This is a genomic window from Zhenpiania hominis (assembly GCF_014333425.1).
GTDB classification, from domain to species: domain Bacteria; phylum Bacillota; class Clostridia; order Peptostreptococcales; family Anaerovoracaceae; genus Hominibacterium; species Hominibacterium hominis.
In genome coordinates, this window is record NZ_JACRYT010000003.1 from 74873 (window position 1) to 96680 (window position 21808).

Annotated in this window: 14 protein-coding genes and 2 tRNA genes; 14 read left to right on the forward strand and 2 right to left on the reverse strand. The window is 46.7% G+C overall.

All coding sequences use genetic code 11. The annotated features are described in order from the left end of the window. Positions 1 to 3: 3 nt before the first annotated feature. The 3 genes from H9L42_RS04700 to rpmF all read left to right on the forward strand — a co-directional run bounded on the left by H9L42_RS04700 (position 4) and on the right by rpmF (position 2793). Positions 4 to 1164 carry a nucleotidyltransferase gene (locus H9L42_RS04700; RefSeq protein WP_187302232.1) on the forward strand — a complete coding sequence of 387 codons (1161 nt, stop codon included), beginning with the start codon at positions 4 to 6 and terminating at the stop codon, positions 1162 to 1164. Positions 1165 to 1283: 119 nt separating this feature from the next. Next, positions 1284 to 2486, forward strand: a complete 1203-nt coding sequence (locus tag H9L42_RS04705; RefSeq protein ID WP_187302233.1) for an acetate/propionate family kinase — start codon at positions 1284 to 1286, stop codon at positions 2484 to 2486. Between the two features lie 124 nt (positions 2487 to 2610). Further along, the gene (gene rpmF / locus H9L42_RS04710; RefSeq protein WP_187302234.1) at positions 2611 to 2793 is read left to right on the forward strand and encodes a 50S ribosomal protein L32; all 183 of its coding nucleotides are present in this window, start codon (positions 2611 to 2613) and stop codon (positions 2791 to 2793) included. Positions 2794 to 2873: 80 nt separating this feature from the next. Here the strand turns inward: rpmF and H9L42_RS04715 are convergent, their stop codons facing one another. Both H9L42_RS04715 and deoD read right to left on the reverse strand, forming a co-directional pair. After that, positions 2874 to 3242, reverse strand: a complete 369-nt coding sequence (locus tag H9L42_RS04715) for a metal-dependent transcriptional regulator (protein ID WP_187302235.1) — start codon at positions 3240 to 3242, stop codon at positions 2874 to 2876. Between the two features lie 81 nt (positions 3243 to 3323). Continuing rightward, a complete protein-coding gene (gene deoD, locus H9L42_RS04720) occupies positions 3324 to 4031 on the reverse strand; it encodes a purine-nucleoside phosphorylase (protein ID WP_187302236.1) in 708 nt (235 codons plus the stop codon). Positions 4032 to 4211: 180 nt separating this feature from the next. On the opposite strand from deoD, the gene polA reads away from it, so the two are divergent. From polA to H9L42_RS04775, 11 genes are all read left to right on the forward strand, one after another. Continuing rightward, positions 4212 to 6875, forward strand: coding sequence for a DNA polymerase I (polA, locus tag H9L42_RS04725; protein ID WP_187302237.1), 2664 nt, complete (start codon positions 4212 to 4214; stop codon positions 6873 to 6875). 14 nt (positions 6876 to 6889) lie between these two features. Next, positions 6890 to 7486 (forward strand): dephospho-CoA kinase, encoded by a 597-nt coding sequence (gene coaE, locus H9L42_RS04730; protein ID WP_187302238.1) that lies wholly within the window; start codon positions 6890 to 6892, stop codon positions 7484 to 7486. Positions 7487 to 7588: 102 nt separating this feature from the next. Beyond that, a tRNA-Leu gene (locus tag H9L42_RS04735) sits at positions 7589 to 7671 on the forward strand. A 246-nt stretch (positions 7672 to 7917) separates the two neighbouring features. Continuing rightward, complete coding sequence (locus tag H9L42_RS04740) at positions 7918 to 11955, forward strand: EAL domain-containing protein (RefSeq protein ID WP_187302239.1); 4038 nt, start codon at positions 7918 to 7920, stop codon at positions 11953 to 11955. A 3-nt stretch (positions 11956 to 11958) separates the two neighbouring features. Beyond that, on the forward strand, positions 11959 to 14487 hold the full coding sequence (locus H9L42_RS04745) for a chemotaxis protein CheB (protein ID WP_187302240.1): 2529 nt from the start codon (positions 11959 to 11961) through the stop codon (positions 14485 to 14487). 68 nt (positions 14488 to 14555) lie between these two features. Further along, the gene (locus H9L42_RS04750) at positions 14556 to 15947 is read left to right on the forward strand and encodes a glycoside hydrolase family 10-like protein (protein WP_187302241.1); all 1392 of its coding nucleotides are present in this window, start codon (positions 14556 to 14558) and stop codon (positions 15945 to 15947) included. Positions 15948 to 16033: 86 nt separating this feature from the next. Next, positions 16034 to 16120 (forward strand) — tRNA-Leu (locus H9L42_RS04755). A 52-nt stretch (positions 16121 to 16172) separates the two neighbouring features. Then, positions 16173 to 16685 carry a preprotein translocase subunit YajC gene (gene yajC / locus H9L42_RS04760; protein ID WP_187302242.1) on the forward strand — a complete coding sequence of 171 codons (513 nt, stop codon included), beginning with the start codon at positions 16173 to 16175 and terminating at the stop codon, positions 16683 to 16685. A 124-nt stretch (positions 16686 to 16809) separates the two neighbouring features. Beyond that, positions 16810 to 17175: a TIGR04086 family membrane protein gene (locus H9L42_RS04765; RefSeq protein ID WP_187302243.1), complete on the forward strand. Its 366-nt coding sequence runs from the start codon at positions 16810 to 16812 to the stop codon at positions 17173 to 17175. Positions 17176 to 17319: 144 nt separating this feature from the next. Beyond that, complete coding sequence (gene secD, locus H9L42_RS04770; RefSeq protein ID WP_187302244.1) at positions 17320 to 19569, forward strand: protein translocase subunit SecD; 2250 nt, start codon at positions 17320 to 17322, stop codon at positions 19567 to 19569. Between the two features lie 33 nt (positions 19570 to 19602). Continuing rightward, positions 19603 to 21795 carry a RelA/SpoT family protein gene (locus H9L42_RS04775; RefSeq protein WP_187302245.1) on the forward strand — a complete coding sequence of 731 codons (2193 nt, stop codon included), beginning with the start codon at positions 19603 to 19605 and terminating at the stop codon, positions 21793 to 21795. Positions 21796 to 21808: the final 13 nt, after the last annotated feature.

The following is a 21808-nucleotide window of genomic DNA, read 5'->3' on the forward strand; positions in this document are numbered from 1 at the left end:
TCCATGAATATTGTAGGAATCATCGCGGAATATAATCCGTTTCACAACGGACATTTATATCATCTTAAGCAGTGCAAAAAGCTGGCGGAAGCGGAGGCCTGCGTCGTTGTTATGAGCGGAAATTTTACACAGCGGGGAGAGCCTGCTGTCTTCGATAAATGGACCAGGAGCCGGCTTGCTGTTCAGTGCGGAGCGGATCTGGTGCTGGAGCTGCCCTTTGCCTATGCGGTAAACAGCGCCGAAGCCTTTGCCAGAGGGGGCGTCGGAATTTTGGACAGGCTGGGATGCGTGACTCATATTGGATTTGGCGCGGAGCATGGCAGCCTGCCTGAGATGGAGCGCCTGGCGGGTTTTCTTGCGGAGGAAACTGCCGAATTTCGAGAATGTTTCAAGGAATTTCTGGCGGAAGGTTATTCCTATGCCCGGGCCAGAGAGCGCTCTGTGGAAGCCTGTTTGGGGCCGGATTTCGCGAATTTATCCAAAACGCCCAATAATATTCTTGCTCTGGAGTACCTGAAACAGTTAAAAAATCAAAAAAGTAACATAAAACCAATTATAGTAAATCGAAAGGGAACCGGATATTTTGACGCCAGACCGGCAGGAAACATTGCCAGCGCGTCGGCAATCCGTCATACACTGACGGCTGAGGAACGCAAAAACTGCGTACCGCCCCAGGTGGAGGAAGCTTTTGCCTGTCGGAGGGAAGTGAAGGGTTACTTTGAGCTGATCCGGAGCCTTGTGCTGCGAAGCTCTTCCGAAGAGCTTTCCCAGATCCTCTCTGTGGGTGAAGGCCTGGAAAACCGGATGAAATCACAGGTTCGTATCTGCCGCAGTCTGGAAGAATTTGTAGAGGGCATCGCGACAAAGAGGTATCCGAAAACTCGTATCCGCCGGATCCTGTGCCAGATGCTAATGGGCCTTTCCTCTTTTGAAGATTGTTTTTACGCCAGGGTGCTGGCTGCGGGCGAAAAGGGGAAGCAGGTGATCCGACAAATAAAGAAGCAGGGACAAATTCCCGTTTTTACCAATATTAATAAAGAAGCCTCTTTGCCGGAAATATTGAAGTACGATATCTTGGCGGGAGACATTTATAATATTCTGACAGGTATGGAACTATACAGGCACTGCGATTACGTGACGCGCCCTTATATGGAAAAAGCATAAGCCTTGGCAAACTGCCTGAAAATCCTTGAAAAACTGTGAAAAGAAGATTATAATAGATGGTGTTGTTTTGAACATGCAGGTTATGCAGAAAATATCATAAAAGTATGGAGGAAGATGGAATGAAAGTTTTAGTTATCAACTGTGGTAGTTCTTCGCTGAAATACCAGGTACTTGATATGACGAATGAAGTATTGGAAGCAAAGGGGCTCGTAGAGCGGATCGGTATGGAAGGATCTGTAATCACTCATGAAAAGATCGGAATGGACAAGTTTAAACTGGTTACTCCGATGGCAGATCATAAGGACGCAATCGGTCATGTGCTGGATGCCCTTGTTGACGCGGATCACGGCATAGTAAAAGATATGAGTGAAATCGGCGCTGTGGGACACCGGGTTGTACACGCAGGTGAAAAATACGCGGAATCCGTTGTAATCGACGACGCGGTACTGAAGACACTGGAAGAGTGCGTAGAACTTGCGCCGCTGCATAATCCGCCGAATCTTCTGGGAATCGCGGCGTGCAGAGAACTGATGCCGGATACTCCGATGGTAGCGGTATTCGATACGGCATTTCATCAGACTATGCCTCCAGAATCTTATATTTACGCAATCCCGTATGAGTATTATGAAAAGTACGGAATCAGAAGATACGGATTCCACGGCACCAGCCATAAATATGTTGCGGAAAGGGCTTCCGATATTCTGAACGTAAACATCAATGATCTGAAAATCATTACTTGCCATTTGGGTAACGGGGCTTCCGTATCCGCCATCAAGCGCGGTGTATGTATCGATACTTCCATGGGATTCACTCCGCTGGAAGGTCTGGTAATGGGAACAAGATCCGGAGATATCGACCCGGCAATCGTTACTTATATCAGAGAGAAAGAACATCTGGCGCAGGGTGAAGCCAACGAAATCCTGAACAAGAAATCCGGCGTACTGGGTATTTCCGGCGTATCCAGCGACTTCCGTGATCTGGAAGCCGCGGCTGCGGAAGGAAACGAAAGAGCGCTGCTGGCGATCAAAGTATTCGCTCATAAAGTAAGATTCTATATCGGCGCTTACATTGCGGAAATGAACGGCGTAGACGCGATTGTATTTACGGCCGGCGTTGGTGAAAATGACGTTTCCATGAGAGACATCATCTGTAACGACCTGGGTAACCTGGGAATTAAGCTGGACGTTGTAAAGAACAAAGTAAGAGGTAAGGAAATGATTATTTCCAGAGACGACTCCAGAGTAAAAATCATTCTGATCCCGACAAATGAAGAATTGATGATTGCCAGAGATACATACAGACTCTGCCAGCCGCGCGTGTAATTGCGTAAATTAACAGAAGGATTGAAAAGAATGGCAATTAAACGGTTGACATTTTGTCCGCCGGACTATATAATTGAGAAGTTGTAACTGAGTTTACACAAATGAGCAAAAAGGAGGTGTAGAAATGGCAGTACCTAAGAGGAAAACGTCAAAAGCAAGAAGAGACAAAAGAAGATCACAGAACATGAAGATGACTGCGCCGGGTCTTTCCATTTGCCCGCAGTGTCATGAGCCTAAACTTCCACATAGAGTTTGCCCAAATTGCAATTACTACAACGGCAAGGAAGTTGTTTCTTCCGAAGCTTAAAACGATATGAACGTAAAAAGAGGATCGAAAGATCCTCTTTTTTTCGTATAGAACGGCTCCTTAAAAGACCGCCTCCTACTTTATAAAATATCCTTACAGTGCTGTTTCAAGGCTTCAAAAGACTCATCGCTAATATGATGTTCAATCCTGCAGGCATCCTGACGGGCTGTTTCCGGACTGACCCCGAGACGGATGAGAACCTTAGTCAATGTATCGTGCCTCTCATAAATGGATTCCGCGATTTTTTGCCCTGGAGGCAGCAGAGAGATATGTCCAGCGGAATCCCGTTCAATATAACCATTTTGCTCCAATTGCTTCATTGCCACACTGACGCTGGGTTTGGAAAAATTCAGCCGGTTTACAATGTCAATGGAACGTACTTCCCCTTTTTCTTTTTTTATCATTAAGATGGCTTCCAGGTAGTTTTCAGCCGATTCCTGTATCTTCAATGAAGAATCCTCCTTTGTTTCGGTGTTGAATTTAGTATACCACAATTTGGAGGCGATGAAAACCGGGAAGTGGCGGTTGGGCTACAGATCGACAGCCATTTCTAATGCCAGCTCCATCATATCTGTAAAAGACTGCTGGCGCTCTTCCGAAGTGGAGCGTTCACCGGTTACAAAGTGATCGCTGATGGTCATCATAGCAAGCGCGTTGACCCGGTTATAAGCCGCGTTCATATAAAGGGCGGCAGCTTCCATTTCTACAGCTAAAATTCCCATGTCCGCCCATTTTTTCCACCAGTCTCCAAACTCATAAAAAACGTCGCAGGAAACGATGTTTCCCGCTTTAAACGGAATGTTCAGCTTTTCGGAAGCGTCCCGTACTTTAGACAGCAGCTTGTAGCTGGCACAAGGGGCGTAAGTCCCGGGAACATTAAACGCGTGAATGTAATTGGAATCCGTCGAAGCGGCCACTCCCACTACAAGGTCCTTAATTTTAATGTCCTCGTGAAAAGACCCTGCCGTGCCGATCCGAATCAGATTTTGAACCTTATACTCAGTAATCAGTTCCCAGGAATAAATACCCATGGAAGGCATTCCCATTCCTGTTCCCTGAACGGAAACCGGGACTCCTTTGTAAGTTCCTGTATATCCAAGCATTCCTCGAATTTCATTATAAAGTTTTGGACTTTCCAGATAGTTTTCCGCGATGAATTTTGCGCGGAGCGGATCGCCGGGAAGCAGGATCGTTTCCGCAATATCACCGAGTTTTGCCGCGTTGATATGTGTACTCATTTGTAATATCCTTTCTTTGCTGAATTTTATTTTCTTTATTATATCATTGGGTGGACTGTTATCAAAGAGGGGAATTTTGTGGAGTCGGAACCAGAAAAAGATTCTGTACACAGTCTCTTTTTCTGATATAATAAATTATTAGCGAAAAAGGGAATAAAGATAAATTAAAAGGAGCGGAATATGGAAAAGACCATTGTTATTATCGATGGAAACAGCTTGATCAACAGAGCGTATTATGCGATGCGGCAGCCGATGATCACAAAGGACGGTATCTATACGCAGGGGATTTTCGGATTTCTTAATATGCTTACGAAAATAGAAAAAGATTATGAACCGGGGTATCTTACGGTAGCCTTTGATTTGAAGGCGCCAACGTTCCGTCATCAAGAATATAAAGATTACAAAGCCGGCAGGAAAAAAATGCCGCCGGAGCTTGCTATGCAAATGCCGCTCCTGAAAGATATTCTGCAGGCTATGAATATCAAGATCCTGGAGATGGAAGGATTTGAAGCGGATGATATCATTGGGACTGTAGCCAGGGAGGCGGAAGAACAGGGGCTGGAACCACTGATTATCACCGGAGATAAAGATGAGCTGCAGCTTGCTACCGATAAAACAAAGGTGATTATCACCAAAAAGGGGATCAGCCAGTTTGAGACCTACGACAAGCAGGCGATGATTGACAAATATGGGTTTACGCCGCAGCAGTTTATTGATTTCAAGGGACTGATGGGAGACGCGTCGGATAATATTCCGGGAATTCCGGGAGTAGGAGAAAAGACTGCCCAAAAGTTGATTCTCGAATATGGCAGCGTGAATAACCTTCTGGCTAACACAGAGAAGATTTCCAGCCAAAAAATGAGAGAAAAAATTGAGGATAACGCGCAGCTTGCGGTAATGAGCCGGCGCCTTGCTACCATTAATACCCATGTGCCGCTGGAAATTAATTTTGACGAATTCCGCATGGAAGAGCCGGATTACGATCGTTTGATAGAGCTTTATACGAAGCTTGAGTTTAACAGCTTTCTGAAAAAAATGGACAAGTCGGCGGTACAGAAAGCGGCAACTGTGCCGGAAATCAACACAGAAGGAATTGAGCTTCAGATCCTTCGTACGCCGGAAGAATTGAATGAATTGGAATTTACAACGCCGATCTTTTTAAAGGTTTTGGGGGACCGCAGTCATATTGAAAAACCGGAAGTTTATGGAATCTGTATTTTGTCGACGAAAAAGAAGCTCTACTATATTAACTGTGAAGAGCCTAAAATGCTGGAAGAGACTGTGTCCTGCCTGAACAGGGAGCAGCCCGGCTTTGCGGGTCACGATTTGAAAGATGATTATTATATGCTGATGCGTCATGGCCTTACCGAGTGTAACACTTTCTTCGATACAGCTGTAGGACAATATGTGTTGGAATCCGGACGAAGCAATTATAACCTGAAAACCTTGGCGTATGAGTATTTTCATGAGAGTCTTGAAGACGAAAAAGATTTTTTCAGCGGGGAAAGCCAGGTGGATTTGTTCCAGGATCTGACAGCGGAGTATGCCAGGTACGGTCTTCGCTGGTGTGCGGTTGTTATGAACCTGGTGCCTATTCTGGAAGAAAAAATCAAGGAAGAAAATTTGGAACAGGTCCTCTATGAAGTAGAACTTCCGCTGATCGAGGTAATGGCCGCCATGGAACGGGATGGAGTGAAGGCAGATAAAAAGGAACTGACGGATCTGGGAGAAATTATTACAAAGCAGGTAGAAGTTGTGACACAAAAGATCTATGATCTTGCGGGCGAGGAATTCAACATCAACTCTCCGGCGCAGCTGGGTCCGATCCTCTTTGAAAAGCTGGGGCTGACGGCGGGAAAAAAGACGAAGCGTGGATATTCCACCAGCGCGGAAACTTTGGAACGGATTATAGACGAGCATGAGATTGTGCCGTGTATCCTTGAATACCGGACGCTGACGAAGCTCAACAGCACATATATCGAAGGGTTATTGCCTCTGATTGACAGAGAAGATCGGATTCACGCTCATTTTAATCAGACGGTAACGGCTACGGGGCGGATCAGTTGTACGGAGCCTAATTTGCAGAATATCCCAATTCGACAGGCATTTGGGAGGCAGCTCCGCCGGGCTTTTGTTCCGACAGACGCGCAGCATATTCTCATCGGCGCGGACTACTCTCAGATTGAACTTCGTGTTTTGGCCCATATGGCAGACGACCCGGTTTTGATAGAGGCTTTTAACAATGGAGAGGACATTCATCGGACCACGGCGGCGAATGTGCTTGGCGTGCCCCAGGAGAAAATTACACTGGAAGAACGCAGCAGAGCAAAAGCAGTCAATTTTGGCGTAATTTATGGAATGAGCGCCTTCGGTCTTTCTTCAGAACTCCATATTACAAGGAAAGACGCGGACGCGTATATTAAAGCCTATTTTGAAAAGCATACCGCGGTAAAAAGGTTCATGGATGAACAGGTGCGGCTTTGCAAGGAGCAGGGCTATGTTTCCACGATTATGGGACGAAAGCGGTATATCAATGAAATTTCCGCTTCGAATTATATGGTGCGCCAAGTGGGGGAACGACTGGCTATGAACAGTCCGATTCAGGGAAGCGCGGCGGATATTATTAAACTGGCGATGATCCGCGTTTATCGGCAGTTGAAGGAGCAGGGACTGAAATCCAGACTGATCCTTCAGGTACATGATGAATTGATTATTGACACCTGCAGAGATGAGCAGGAGACGGTGCAGAAGCTGTTGGTAGAGAATATGGAAAAGGCAATTGAGCTGAAAGCCCGTCTGACAGTGGACTTAAACCAGGGCGACAGTTGGTATGATTTAAAGTAGATCAGGAGAGTATAATGATGAGAGTTATTGGGCTGACAGGCGGAATCGGGACAGGAAAATCCACAGCTTCCGAATATCTTCGGAAGCAGGGGTTCTCAATTATTGACGCGGATCGGATTTCTCGTGAAATTGTAGAGCCGGGAACGCTTCTTCTAAAAGAACTTGAAAAGAATTTTGGCAGCGGAATCATAAAGGATGATGGGACGTTGGATCGAAAAGCTCTTGCCGCAATCGTTTTTTCAGACAAGGAAAAAAAGAGCCGATTGGACGGTCTTATGCACGGGCATATCCTTGATGAGATTGAAAGAAAAATCAGTGAATCTCAGAGCGGGGAAGGCAGGGGAATCATCGTGGATGCTCCTCTGCTCTTTGAAACCGGACTGGAAAAAAAATGCGACCAGGTCTGGCTGATTACAGCAGATGAAAAGCTTCGTATTCTCAGGGTATGTGAAAGGGACGGAATGGATCCGGAAGAGGTGAGAGCTAGGATCCAAAATCAGATGGCGGATGAAGAAAAAAAAGAAAGAGCCCATCGGATTGTGGATAATTCCGGAAGCAAAGAAGCGTTGCTTGCGCAGCTTGCGGAGCTGATAGAAGCGGAGAATCTTTAATTGCGAATACATAAATTCAAATTTTTAATAAGTTTCGATTGACAAAACAGGAAATTGCGATTAAAATAGTAAAAGTCAGCTGAAGAAAAGTGGCAGAAATAAGCGGCTGTGGCGGAATCGGCAGACGCGCACGGTTGAGGGCCGTGTGGGCAACCGTATGGGTTCAAGTCCCATCAGCCGCACCAAAGAAATAAAAGGTGAGATTGTTTTTGATAAGAAACGATCTTATCTTTTTTATTTTTTGTAAAAAAAGAAACCGAACGGATCTGGTCTGGCGCAATTTTTGCCTTATGGTTGACTGAAAAAGGAGTCAAATCGGTTACTTTTTGTACGCAGATATTGTAATTTTATTACATAATGTTGTATAATAGATCGAAATATATAATATATACAAAAAAATGTAAACCTATGGATACGTAGAGGATGAAGAAATGAAAGACGAACTGTCGGGGCTCTTGAGCAGTAAAGAAATTAAGTCCCGTATTAAAGCGTTTTTAGAAACAAAGGCTAACGATGAGGTCTGCGCGCTTTTTATGATCGATGTTGATAATTTCAGAGAAATACACGATACCCTTGGCGAAAAAACTGGAGAAGAGGTGATCCGCCGTGTAGGACAATCGATTCCTTCTTTTTTTCGCACAACGGACTTGGTTGGCAGAATCGGCGTAGATGAGTTTCTCGTATTTCTTTCTGGAGAAATTACAGAGGACATTGTCTGCGAAAAGGCCAGCATCCTTTGCAGTGAGCTGCAGTTTATAGAAAAAACAAAAGAGAATCAAACAATTCAAGTGACGATAGGCGTTGGGGCCTGCGTGTCCTCAAGGCGTAAGCCGGAGTTTAGAAAACTGTACAGCCGGGCGGAAGCCGCGCTGCTCGAAGCCAAAAAAAGAGGGGAACGGAACTTTTACATTCTTTCTGACGATTCCTCTCTGAACAAACAACTGGAAAGCGAGCTGCAGGTGCCGCCTAGCATTATCTCTCTTCGCACCCTGCTTGCCTATATGGAAGGCGGAGCCGCGCTGCTGGAGCTCGGCAGCCGGATACGAATTCTATACGCAAATCCTGGATTTTTTCGAATGTTCGGAATGGATAAAAGTCAGATGAAGCTTCCGTGCGATCTGAACAAAATCGGAATTTTCCCTGATCAAGAGGCGGAATATGAACGGAAACTTCGAAGCAAAGTTCAAAAATCCGGAGTAATTGAACATATGCACTGTGTTTCAACAGAAACAGGTTCTATCTGGCGCCGTGTCCGGGCCGTCAGGATCGCCTATCCTCTCAGTGACGCTCCGGTAGTACTGGAAATGTCTACCGATATTTCCGAGTTTGTGGAATCGGAAAAACAGCTAAGAGAGAGTAATGAACGTCTTCGGATTGCGTTTGGACAAACTCCCCATCTTTTATGGGAGCTCGATCTTATGTCAAAAACCTTCACCCTTTTTTCCATGGACGCGTACTCATCGGAAACAAGGTTGGTTCTGGAGAACTTCCCGGACGCCTTTTTTGAAAAGGGGCTTGTTCATCCCAGTTCGTTAAAAAAATTCCGCGGTTTCGCGGCAGAATTGCTGGATGGAAAGGCAGAGGGGTACGGAAATTTTATTATGCGAAATATGGGAAACGATCAGTATGGATGGATTTCCCTTTCCTACCGCATGATCTATGACACAGAGGGCGTTGCGGTGAAAGCGATCGGTATTCGGGAAAAGATGCCGGATACTTCCGGAATGCATTTTATCCCCTTTCCAAGGCGTCCCCTTCCGGAGGCGATCCGCCATGATCTCATTGTAAAACTTCGGGTAAACCTTACGACAGATGAGATAGAAGACCTCTGGGTAGGAGGAATGGATCGTACGAATCAAGGACAGAACTCATATATGGAACTTATCCGAAGCTGGAGTTCTTCTATTTTCCTGAGAGCAGAAGGCAGCGCTTTTCAGCGGGAGTTTGAGCGTGAAAATCTGCTGACTGCCTTTGAACAGGGAAAGCGCTGGTTTTCAAAAGAATGCAGGTGGGTTGATCCGGGAGGAAATATCCGCTGGATGATGTATACCGTGAATCTGGCTTGTAATCCAGATAGCCGGGACATTGGCATGTTTTGTTGCTTTGTAGATACGCAGAAGCGGCACGAATGGGAAAGAAAGCTGGAAACAGGCGTTGTGAGGGAGCCCGTCAGCGGATTTTATGATGCGCAGACAATGAAAGAACTTGCGGAATGCCTTATCCGTGAGAAAAACGGTGAGAGTTGCACTTTGGTGCTGATCCGTATGCAGGGAGCGGATAGTCTGTCTGCGGAAACGGATCAGGCAATTGGGCAGATCCGTCGTTCCTTTTCCGTCGCGTTATCCTTTGCTCTTGGAACACAGTGTATCGTGGGGGAATACAGGGAGGACGTTGCGGCGGTATTTTTCCCGGACTCTGCTTCTCGCTTTGAAGTGAAAAAAAGAGTTGAAGACGCTTTTTCCTATATCCGAATGGTTATGACTGAGATTCCAAAGCTGGACGCTGTCCGTTTTATAGCTGGAGCTGTTACGGAAAAGTTGGAAGACGCAAACTATGAGCGGATGATTCTACGGGCAAGCTATCTCTGTGAACTTTGGAAAACAGCCGCGATGGATACAGTTGCGTTCCCGGATGTTGAGGACGAATGGATTTATATGGGTTTGAGAAAAGAGTCTGAAGACAGCGCTTTCGTTCTTCCTGGAGAAACAGAGAGACCATTATCGGCAGAAGAACAGAAAGCTGCCTTTTATTGTGTTGCGGAGATGTTGCTTTCTTCCGATTCTGCGAAAGCCTCCATCGAAAGCGCGCTCCGTGGAATCGGGATGTATTATAAGGCAGAGAGAGTTTACATTTTGAAGCGATCGAAAGACCAAGATGTGGTTTCTATGTCCTTTGAATGGCTGGGACAGGGAAAGCACAGTATTCAATCTGTAATGACGGATGTCCAGATGAGGCGGATACCCCTGCTGCAGCGTTGTGTGAAAGAACGCGCTCCTGTTTTTATCCGAAGACAAAAAGAGGACATACCAGAGAAAGCAGAGTTTTGGAATTTTACGATTTTTCCGGTAAATCTGGGGGATGAGGACGAGCAGTTCATCTGTATTGAAAACGGGAGGGAACACTCGAAAGAAACTGTTTTGCTGGAAAAATTAACGCCGTACATCATCCAGGAGGAAAAACGCCTGTGGTCCGATCTGCACCAAATCGAAGAAAAGAAAAGCGCGGATGGAAAACTTCTTTTGGAAAAGATGCCGAATCTGCGCATTTATATGGAAACGATTCATTCTATGAATTCCGAAACTTACAGCTCAATGGGAGCCGTATCTTTGGATGTTCCTAACTTTTCGGCAATTAGCGCGGATAAAGGGTATTCTTATGGCAGTAAGCTGCTTTCTGAAATTGCGGAAGCGTTGGACTCGGTATTCGGAACAGCGTATCAGTTCCGGACCTGGGACGCGGAATTTGTAGTTCTTTACCCGGATTCGATTTTGGAAGCGTTTATCGGACGCTGCGGTAGGCTTCGAGCGATACTGGAGCGGCGCTGCCCTGGTGTATTCAGGCTTGGATATACTTGGTCGGAGGGGATCTTTTTCGGAGAAAATCTGGTACGCGAAGCACAGTCTATCATGCGAAGTGAAACCATTAAAACAGGAACAAATGAACGGAATGTCTTTTTAAATAACCTTGGGACGGTTCCCAAAACGTCTATCGAAAAAAGGAGCTTTATTGCTTATTTTCAGCCCAAAATCGATATGCGGGACGGCAGTCTTGCCGGGGCGGAGGCGCTTGTACGTGAAATTGAAGAGGACGGAACCTTGATTCCGCCGGCTACGTTTATTGAAGCTTTGGAAAATAACGGCAGGATCCGGGAATTGGATCTCTATATGCTGGAGCAGGTTTTATGGCAACTAAGTGAATGGAAGTCTCAGGGAATGCCTCCGATTCGAGTGTCTGTAAATATTTCACGGCATACTCTGCTGGATCCGAACGCGTTGGCTTCGATTTTGGCGATACAGAGCCATTATCCGGATATCCCTACAGATCGAATTTCCCTGGAAATCACGGAAACAGCAGGGGATATTGAGAAAACTACGCTATCTTCAATTATTGATCGATTCCGCGAGTTTGGAATACGTTTTGAACTGGATGATTTTGGATCCCATTATTCCAATATATCGATTTTCAGTAATATAAACTTTGACACGATTAAACTGGATAAAAGTCTGATCAGCGAACTGCCGGACAATGAAATCAGCCAGATTCTTGTAAAGGATATTGTGAATATATGCAGGGATTTTGGAATGTCCTGTGTCGCGGAAGGAGTTGAAAATAGCTGGCAGAAGGAGGCATTACTGAAAGCGGGGTGTATTTACGGACAGGGATATTACTACTCAAGACCGTTGTCTCCCGCTAAATTTGAAGAACAATATTTAAGAGAACCACAAAAGAAACACGAGAAAGGAGATTAAACGATGGCAGTTGTAAATGGCGCAGATGCGGTAAACCAAAGCAGTCAGAAGGGCGAGCCGCTGATTATCGGTATCGGAGCGTCAGCCGGCGGGCTCGAGGCTCTACAGCAGTTTTTTCAGCATATGCCAAGCAACAGCGGGCTGAGCTTTGTTGTCGTTCAGCATCTTTCCCCCGATTACCGCAGTCTTATGGCAGATATTTTGGGAAAACATACGGAAATGAAGGTAATGCAGGCGGAAAATGAGATGTCCATTCATAAGAATACCGTATATTTGATTCCACCGAAAAACAATATGACCCTGAAAGGTGGAAAGCTTCTGCTGACGGAGTTTGTAAACGGCACTCTCAATCATCCCATCGATGTGTTTTTTAGCTCCCTGGCCGAGGAACAGAAAGACAGGGCCATTGCCGTTGTTATGTCTGGAACCGGTTCGGATGGGACGGGAGGCATCAAAACGGTCAAAGAGCACGGCGGACTTGTGATTGTTCAGGAGCCAGAGACCGCTAAATTCGATGGAATGCCAAGAAGCGCGATTAATACCGGACTCGCGGATTTTGTACTGTCGCCGGATGACATTGTGGACGAGATTCTCAATTTCTCCAACTATCCCACGATTGTGAAGACGCAAGGCGAAGAGAACCTTTTCTCAGATGAGGAATCCTTTACGAGGATTTATACGATTATGAAAAAGGTCAGCGGCATTGATTTTACCAATTACAAGCGTACAACCGTATTGCGCAGAATTGAACGGAGAATGGTTGTAACGCATAGTAAGAGCCTTGCGGAGTACGTGAACCTTTTGGAAGCTGACACGGAAGAGGTAAGGGTGCTTGTAAAGGAAATTCTGATTGGCGTTACGAATTTTTTCCGCGATCCTTCCTTTTTTGAGAAGCTGAAATATAACGTAATTTATCCGATTGTGGAACACGCGGATGAAAAGGAGCCGATCCGCGTATGGAGCGCGGGGTGTTCTACAGGAGAGGAGGCTTATTCGATCGCGATCTTGTTCCATGAAGTACTGGAAGAACTGAACGCGCAGCGTGATATTAAAATTTTCGCGACCGATGTGGATACGAAAGCGATTGAGCAGGCGGGCAAGGGTGTTTTTTCAGAAAATATTCTCGATGATGTATCCAGTGAACGGCTGGCAAAATATTTTTCTAAGAAAAACGAACAGTATCATATTTCAAAAGAGATTCGGCGAATGATTATTTTCGCGCCCCATAATATGCTTTCGGATCCTCCGTTCGGAAAGCTGGATCTGATCAGCTGCAGAAACGTTATGATCTATTTTCAGCCGGTCCTGCAGAAATCTCTGTTTGCGATTTTCCACTCTGCTCTGAAAAAAGGAGGATATCTTTTCCTCGGAAAAAGCGAGACTGCCGGAGAGTATTCCAATGTATTTCAGGTGTTGTGCGGAGCGGAAAAAATATATGTACATAAAGGAGAGGGAAAAACGGATGAGTTCCGGCCGCCTGCTTTTAATATACCCAACATCCAGGCGATTTCTCCGAGGATGGTCAGCCTGCCGGATCGAAACGCCGGAAGCTACATGCCGGAGACCACCTATATGAACTTTTTAGAAGGGTTCCTTCCTGCTTCGATTGTGGTAAACGGATCCAATAATGTAATTCATTTTTTTGGAAACTATTCGGACTATATTTCGATTGCGCCGGGCAGGGCGACTTTTAATCTGTTTAGCATTATCAACAAGGATCTGAGTTTGGTTGTCTCTACCGCGCTGAACCGGTGCAGGACAGAGCAGAAAGCGGTAACCTATACGGGCATTGTGGTAGACTGTCCGGCTGGGCGCAGAGTCATTGATCTGACCGTAAGCCCGGTTTCGGGACGTGGAAAAGACGACTCCGGACTGATCGCGGTGCTTTTTGTAGAAAACAAAAAGATGGAAATAGACGGGGTAACAGAAAAGTATGATGTGGATACGACGGCTGCCCGGCGTATCGCCGATTTGGAGCAGGAGCTGCAGGAATCGCAGAACGATTTAAAATCCACGATTGGGGAACTGGAGACGGTAAACGAAGAACTGCAGGCGGCGAACGAAGAATTGTTAACCGCCAATGAAGAGCTGCAGAGCTCGAACGAAGAACTGCAGTCAGTCAATGAAGAATTGTATACGGTTAATACCGAATATCAGCAAAAGCTGGATGAGCTGACGATGCTCACCAATGATCTGTCCAACTTCCTTTCCTCCACCATGATCGGGATTTTGTTTGTAGACAGCGACCTTAATATACGAAAGTTTACCGAATATGTAGGCAGAGAGTTTCAGCTGATGGAGCATGATGTAGGCCGCTCGTTTCAGATTTTTGCCCATAGCTTCCCCGAAGAGGATATTATTAGTGATTCCAAGGAGGTGCTGAAAAATTTAGCACCGATCGATCGTGAGGTAACTTCCATGAATGGACGCCACTATACACTTCGTATCGCGCCGTACCGGACGACGGAAAACAGTATTCGGGGGCTTGTTATTACCATTATTGACAGTCTGGGTGTGAACGCGAAGGACTAAACATTTCCAGTTTTCATTTGCTTCCGGATGGGGTATGATTACCACAGGACCCGCGGATGGATGGGAGAATGAAAACGAAAGGAAGAGTGGAAATGTTGAAACGGATTGGGAGTTTTGTAATACTGCTGCTGCTTTTTCTGGGACAGACTGTTTTTTCTTTTTATGGAGAGGGAACTGCTTTTGCCGCGGAAAAAGAGCTAAGGGGAATATGGGTTTCTGTCTTTGATTTTCCAAAGCTTGGATTGAACGCGTCTTCCGAAAGTGGTTTTGTAAAAAACGCGCAGAAATTTCTGGATAAGGCAGAGGAAAACGGCGTGAATACGGTGTTTCTTCATGTTAGAGCTTTTGATGACGCCATTTATCCATCAAAGGTTTTTCGGAGAAATCAATATGTTTCTTCCGCTTATGATCCTCTGAAGCTGATGGTGCGGGAGGCGCATAAAAGAGGGATGGAGCTTCATGCCTGGATGAATCCTTATCGTCTGGACTATGAATATTATCTGGATCCGGCGAAGGCTTCCTCGACCGAACGGGTTAAAACCGCGGTTTCGGAAGTGATGGCGTATGATATTGACGGAATCCATTTTGACGATTATTTCTACAACGCGAAAACAGGGTATAAAGATGTGTCCGGCGCGATTACGGTTCAGGGAGGGCAGGAACCATCCGCGGAACGAAAGAAAAGCTACGTGAACACTATGGTTCGCGCGGTTTACCGTGAGGTGAAAAGCAAAAAGGCGTCGGTGGATTTCGGCATCAGCCCTCAGGGGACTACAGAAAACTGCCGGCTTTCCGGCGCGGATATTGATACGTGGATGTCACAAAAAGGATATGTGGACTATCTGATGCCGCAGATTTACTGGTCAAACCAATATGGAAGCGCGGGAAACCGCGCGATGTTTTCGGATCGAGTAAGGGAGTGGAGCTCTCTTAATTCGGGAAAGGTTACACTATATGCCGGGTTGGCTCTTTACCGTACGGGAACCGCGATCAGCGATGATCCGGGATGGAAGAAGAAATCTACAAATCTGAAAGAACAGGTTCAGATATTGCGAAACAGCGGATGGGCGGGATATACGCTGTTCAGCGCTCAGGATCTGGCAAGAGATACCGCCCAGGCGGAGCTTTCCGGATTGCGGACGCTTCTGGGAAGCGTACAGAATACCGCAAAGCCGAAGCTTGCCGCGCCAAAGCTTTCTGTTTCAGCGGGAAAGAAAAGGGCTGTGCTGAAATGGAATAAGATTGCCGGCGCGAGTGGGTATCAGATTTACCGGGCGGATAAAGCCAAAGGAAGCTTTAAACGGATTTCCACGGTAAAAAAAGGAGCGACGACAAAATATATCAATGCAAAACTGAAAAAAGGGAAGAAGTACACATTCCGGATTCGGGCTTATCGCAGTCAGAATGGAAAGAAGCTTTACGGCGGCTATAGCTCGCGGATTACGGTGAAAATAAAATAAATCAGCAGATTAAGCATTTTTTCGCCGAGAATTTGGAAACAACTTCTTGTCTAATGCCGAAAGCTATGCTATAATGACATCATTGCGCCGGCGTGATGGAATTGGCAGACGTGCGGGACTCAAAATCCCGTGGTGGCAACACCGTATGGGTTCGACCCCCATCGCCGGCACCATTTAATGGATGATACAAAATGAAGTAAATTATTTTAAGGAGGCTCTGTTTTTATGAATGGAAACATGTTAGCAACGTTACTGCCTTTAGTTCTGCTGCTGGTCATCATGTATTTCCTGCTGATCCGTCCTCAGAAAAAACGGGAAAAGCAGGTCAATGAGATGCGAAGCAATGTCCGCGTAGGAGATGAAATTATCACAATTGGCGGAATTTGCGGAAAGGTCGTAAAGACAAAGGATGAATCTCTGGTGATTCAGGTTGGAGCTGACAAAGTGAAATTTGAAATCATGAGATGGTCTGTTTCCAAAGTAGTGGAAAACGCGAAACCGACAAAGAAAGTAAGCGTTTCCTCCTCCGCGAAAGAAGAGGAGGAAGAATCTCCAAAGAAGGCAATGCCGAGAAGGCTGAAGAAAAAGGCTGCGGCTGAGGAAGAGGCGCCGGCTGAAGAAGATAAGAAGCCGGAAGAAAAAGCGGCAGAAGAACCACCAAAGGAAGAAACTCCAACGGAGCAGCCGGAGAATGGTTCCGATGAAGCGGCAGAAAATGCTGACGAAGAGAAAAAATAGGCCTGATAGAGATAGGAAGAAAAACACATCATTTCGCATGGTGTGTTTTTTATATTTTTGGATGAGTTCTTGATTTGTTTCTACCTTCATATACTGATGAAAGAAAGAAGAAGGAGGTTATCCGATGGACAAATTGATGCGGATCTGCAAGGGAGGCCTGATCAGCCTTCTGCTGTTTGGTCTTCTGACCGGAGCCGGGGCTGTAATTTTAAGATTTACACCGTTTCCGGAAAGGTGGAATTTTTACTGGCTGGTGGCGGCGATATCGATCGCTTGTTTTTTCATGGGACTTTATACTGCCGGCACCTTTCGGAAAGCCGGGCTGATCAGCGGAATTTCCGTTTCAGTGGTTCTGATATGCGTAATTCTGGCAGCTGTATGCGCTGCTTTTTCCGTGATGCCGACAGTCGGAATGCTGCGTCCGGCATACCTGATTCCCATCGCGGCAGGGGCCCTGGGCGGAATCTTTGGCGCCAACATAAAAAAATAAGAGAGAAAGGCGGAAAACCTTAGAAAAGCGGATGCTTTGCCCTTGTGAAAACAGTAAAAAAGTAGTAAAATATTATGACTGTAGTTTAAAATGGCAGAAATGTTGTCAAATAAAAGAATACATAAGGTAACACTGGAGGACAAAATGAACACTACGCTTAAAAGAGTTTTAGCTATTCTGGTTATTCTGCTGATTGCGTTCGGATGGTATGTGACCCTTTTCGGACTGGGATCGGTGATGGAACCGACAAAAGACAAGATTAAACTGGGTCTGGACATCAAAGGCGGCGTTTATGTCGTAATGGAAGCGCAGACCGACTTAAAAGGAGAGGAACTGACGGATCTGATGAACCAGACTCAGGCGGTCATTGAGCAACGTGTCAACGAAATGGGGCTGGCGGAGCCAGTTGTTACGGTAGAGGGACAGAAGCGGATTCGTGTCGAATTGCCGGGGGCAGAGGACGCGGAGGAAGCCATCGAACAGATCGGACGGACCGCGCAGCTGCAGTTCGCTTTGGCTGACGGAACGATTGTTCTGGACGGAAGCAATGTAAAAGACGCGAACACGGGAACCGCGGATGACGGAGGCTACGCGGTAAATCTGGAGTTTGACAGTGAAGGTGCGGATCTGTTCGCGGAGGCTACGCAGACTGCTTACAGCGGATCGGTTACATCCGCGACAGAGGGTGTCAGCAACAAGGCGATCATGATTATCTTAGACGATCAGATTATTTCCGCGCCGGTTGTTGACGAACCGATTTCCGGCGGTGTCTGCCAGATTTCCGGCGGCTTCTCCCAGGAGGAGGCTCAGAATCTGGCGGCGCTGATTCGAGGCGGATCTCTTCCTGTCGAGCTGGTTGAGGTTAACTCTTCCGTGCAGAGCGCCAGAATCGGATTTAATGCTCTGGAACAGAGTGTTCTGGCGGGAGCCATCGGCGTTGTCCTGATCTTTATTGTCATGTTCGTAGGATACCGGATTATGGGACTTGCCGCGAATATCGCCCTGATGCTGTACATCCTTATCATGCTGAATGTAATGGCGCTCATGGGCAGCGTACTGACGCTCCCCGGAATCGCGGGTATCATATTGGGCATCGGTATGGCTGTAGACGCGAATGTCGTGATCTTCTCACGAATCAGGGAGGAAATGACAGAAGGAAAGAGCATCCGATCCGCGGTACAGAGCGGATTCAAGCGCGCTATGAGTACAATCATCGACTCTCAGGTAACAACCTTTATCGCGGCGATTATCCTGTATCAGATTGGAACCAGCACCGTCAAAGGTTTTGCGTGGACCTTGATGATCGGTATCTTAGCCAGCATCTTTACCGCGGTTCTGATTACTCACCTTTATATGGCGATTATTTCCGAAAGCAAGCATTTCCAGAAACGCGGACTTTACGGAGTGAAGCCGGACAATACGACGACCTTCCAGATTAAGCGTGACCTTCATTTTATAAAACACAGGAAAATTTTCTACATTGTAACAGTCGCTATTATGGTAGTTGGACTGGCATTCGGAGTAGTGCGGGGACTGAATTACGGAATTGATTTCACCGGAGGAACCATGATTCAGGTGGATATGGGAAAACAGGTAGCGGTTTCGGATGTGGAAAAGTCCATTGAAAAATACAATCTGGATCCGGAGATTATTTACTCAGGGGAGAATAACCAGGAAATTGTCATTCGTACGATGGAAGCTTTGAACTCCGATGAGCGGACAGAAGTTCTGGACACGCTGAAAGCGGACTTTGAAATAACCGACGATGATGTCATCGCGCAGGAGCTGTTCGGCCCGTCTGTCGGGAAAGAACTGCGCAACAACGCGATTTTAGCGATTCTGCTTTCCGCGCTGTGTATGCTGATCTATATACGAATCCGGTTTTCAGAATGGAAATTCGGCGGCGCGGCTCTGCTGGGCGTGTTGAACGACGTGCTTCTCGTGGTGGCGTTTTACGCGATTTTCCATGTACAGGTAAATAACCCGTTCATTGCGGGCATACTTACGGTAGTGGGATATTCCATCAATGATACGATTGTAGTCTTTGACCGTATCCGGGAGAATCTGAGGTATTCCAGAAAAGGCGGCACAGAAGAACTGATCGACCGGAGTATTACCCAGACTCTGGGACGTTCTCTGATGACCTCTTTTACGACGTTAATCGTTATGGTGCCGCTGATGATTCTGACCGGAGAGGCGGTGCGGGAATTCACTCTGCCGCTGATGGTCGGCGTACTGGCGGGAGCATGTTCTTCCATCACAATCTGCAGCCCGCTGTACTATGAGTTCTCAAAAAGGGCGAGGAAGCGCAGTCCAAAGAACGGAGCTAAGAAGAAAGAAGAGAAAAAGAAAAAAGAACAGGCCAATAAATATCCGGATGGAGCGCAGGTATAATAATTATGATGTTGTGAGGAAAAAAGACGGTACATGAAGAGCAGAGAAGAGTTTTTACAAACCATTGCCGATTATAATCCGAAGTATGATTTGGAGTTGATCGGCAGGGCCTATGACAAGGCAAAAGAAATGCACGAAGGGCAGCTTAGAAAATCAGGTGAACCTTATTTGATTCATCCGCTGGCTGTAGCGGAAATTCTTGCTGACCTGGGTATGGACGAGGATACCATTGTCGCGGGATTGATGCATGATGTTGTGGAAGACACCCCTTACACTTCGGAAGAATTAAGAGAAGAATTCGGCGAAGAGGTGGAACTTCTGGTGGACGGCGTCACAAAACTGGGGTCTCTAAAATTCGAAAGTAAAGAACAGCGCCAGGCGGAAAATCTGCGAAAAATGTTTCTTGCGATGTCCAAGGATATTCGTGTGCTCATCATTAAGCTGGCTGACCGCCTGCACAACATGCGGACGATCAATTACATGACCGAGCAGAAGATGATCGACAAATGCAAGGAGACGCTGGAAATTTACGCGCCTCTGGCTGCCCGGCTGGGAATCTACGCCATGAAGTTCGAACTTGAGGACATTGCTCTCAAATACCTGGATCCGGAAGCCTATTACGGGCTGGTGGAGAAAGTCAGCGAACGAAAAGAAAAGCGGGAGGACGCGATACGCCAAGTAATTGATGAAATTAAAGAAGCGCTGGAGGATCTGCATATCCACTATGATATTATGGGACGCTCCAAGCATTTTTACAGCATTTATAAGAAAATGAAATACCAGCACAAACAGCTGGATGAGATTTTTGATCTGACGGCAGTGCGCATTATCGTAGAAAATGTGCGGGACTGCTACGCGGTGCTGGGAATTGTCCATACTCTGTGGACGCCGATTCCCGGCCGCTTTAAAGACTATATCGCCATGCCCAAGCCGAATATGTACCAGTCTCTGCATACGACGGTAATCGGCGATACAGGGAACCCCTTCGAGATCCAGATCCGGACCTATGAAATGCATAAAATCGCGGAATACGGTATCGCGGCCCATTGGAAATACAAAGAGGGAATCACTCACGATAAAGAAGAGGTCAAGTTGGCGTGGCTGAGGCAGACGCTGGAATGGCAGAAGGATATGAACGATCCCAAAGAGTTTATGGAAACTCTGAAAGTCGATCTTTTCGCGAGCCAGGTGTTTGTGTTTACCCCTCAGGGGGATGTCATCGAGCTTCCCGCGGGATCCACGCCGCTGGATTTTGCCTTTAAAATCCATTCGGATATCGGCTGCAAGTGTGTAGGCGCCAAGGTGAACGGCAAAATGGTGACCATCGACCATACCCTGGAAAACGGAAATATCGTAGAGATCGTCACTTCCCCCAACGCGGCGGGTCCGAGCATTGACTGGCTGAAAATCGCCAAGAGCAGTACGGCGAGAAACAAGATCCGACAGTGGCTGAAAAAAGAGAATAAGTCAGACGCGGTGGATCGGGGAAAGGATACGATTGACAAATATGTCCGCAAAAAAGGATATGAGCCGAAAGATGTCCTCAAAAATTCCTTTGTCAACCGGGCAGTAAAGGAATTGAATCTGAACAACCAGGATGAACTTTACAGCCAGCTGAGCCATGGAGGCGCTTTCCAGAGCAAGGTGGGGACACTGCTTTTCAAATATTACAATGAAGAAAAGCAGGAACAGATGGAACGGGAACAGCACGAACAGATCGCCAGCAAAGAACCGGATGAGCGCAGGATAAAAGAAGATCGAAAGCGCAGAGAAAACGCGGGGATCGTTGTGGAAGGCGTGGATAATCTGATGATCCGCATTGCCAGGTGCTGCAACCCGGTGCCGGGAGATGATATTATCGGCTTTATCACAAAGGGCAGGGGAATTTCGGTTCACAGAACCGACTGTCCGAATATTACGTCCCTTCCGGAATCAGAGAAAGCCCGCTTTATTCAGGTGCGCTGGGACGGGGACAAGCTGGATCAGACTTATACGGCAGATGTCAGCGTGATCGCCAGAGACAGAAAGGGACTCTTCTCGGCGGTCTCCAGAGTCTGTGAAGATATGGACGTGCATATTGATGGCGTAAACGCCAAGAGCAGTAAAGATGAGACCATCAATGTCACGCTGACTCTTTCCATATCAAGCCGGGATCAGATCGAGAAGGTTCTGCGGGCTCTGCGGAGCGTACCGGGCGTTTCGGATGTGTTCCGGACAAAGCCGTAGAAATCAGCGGGAA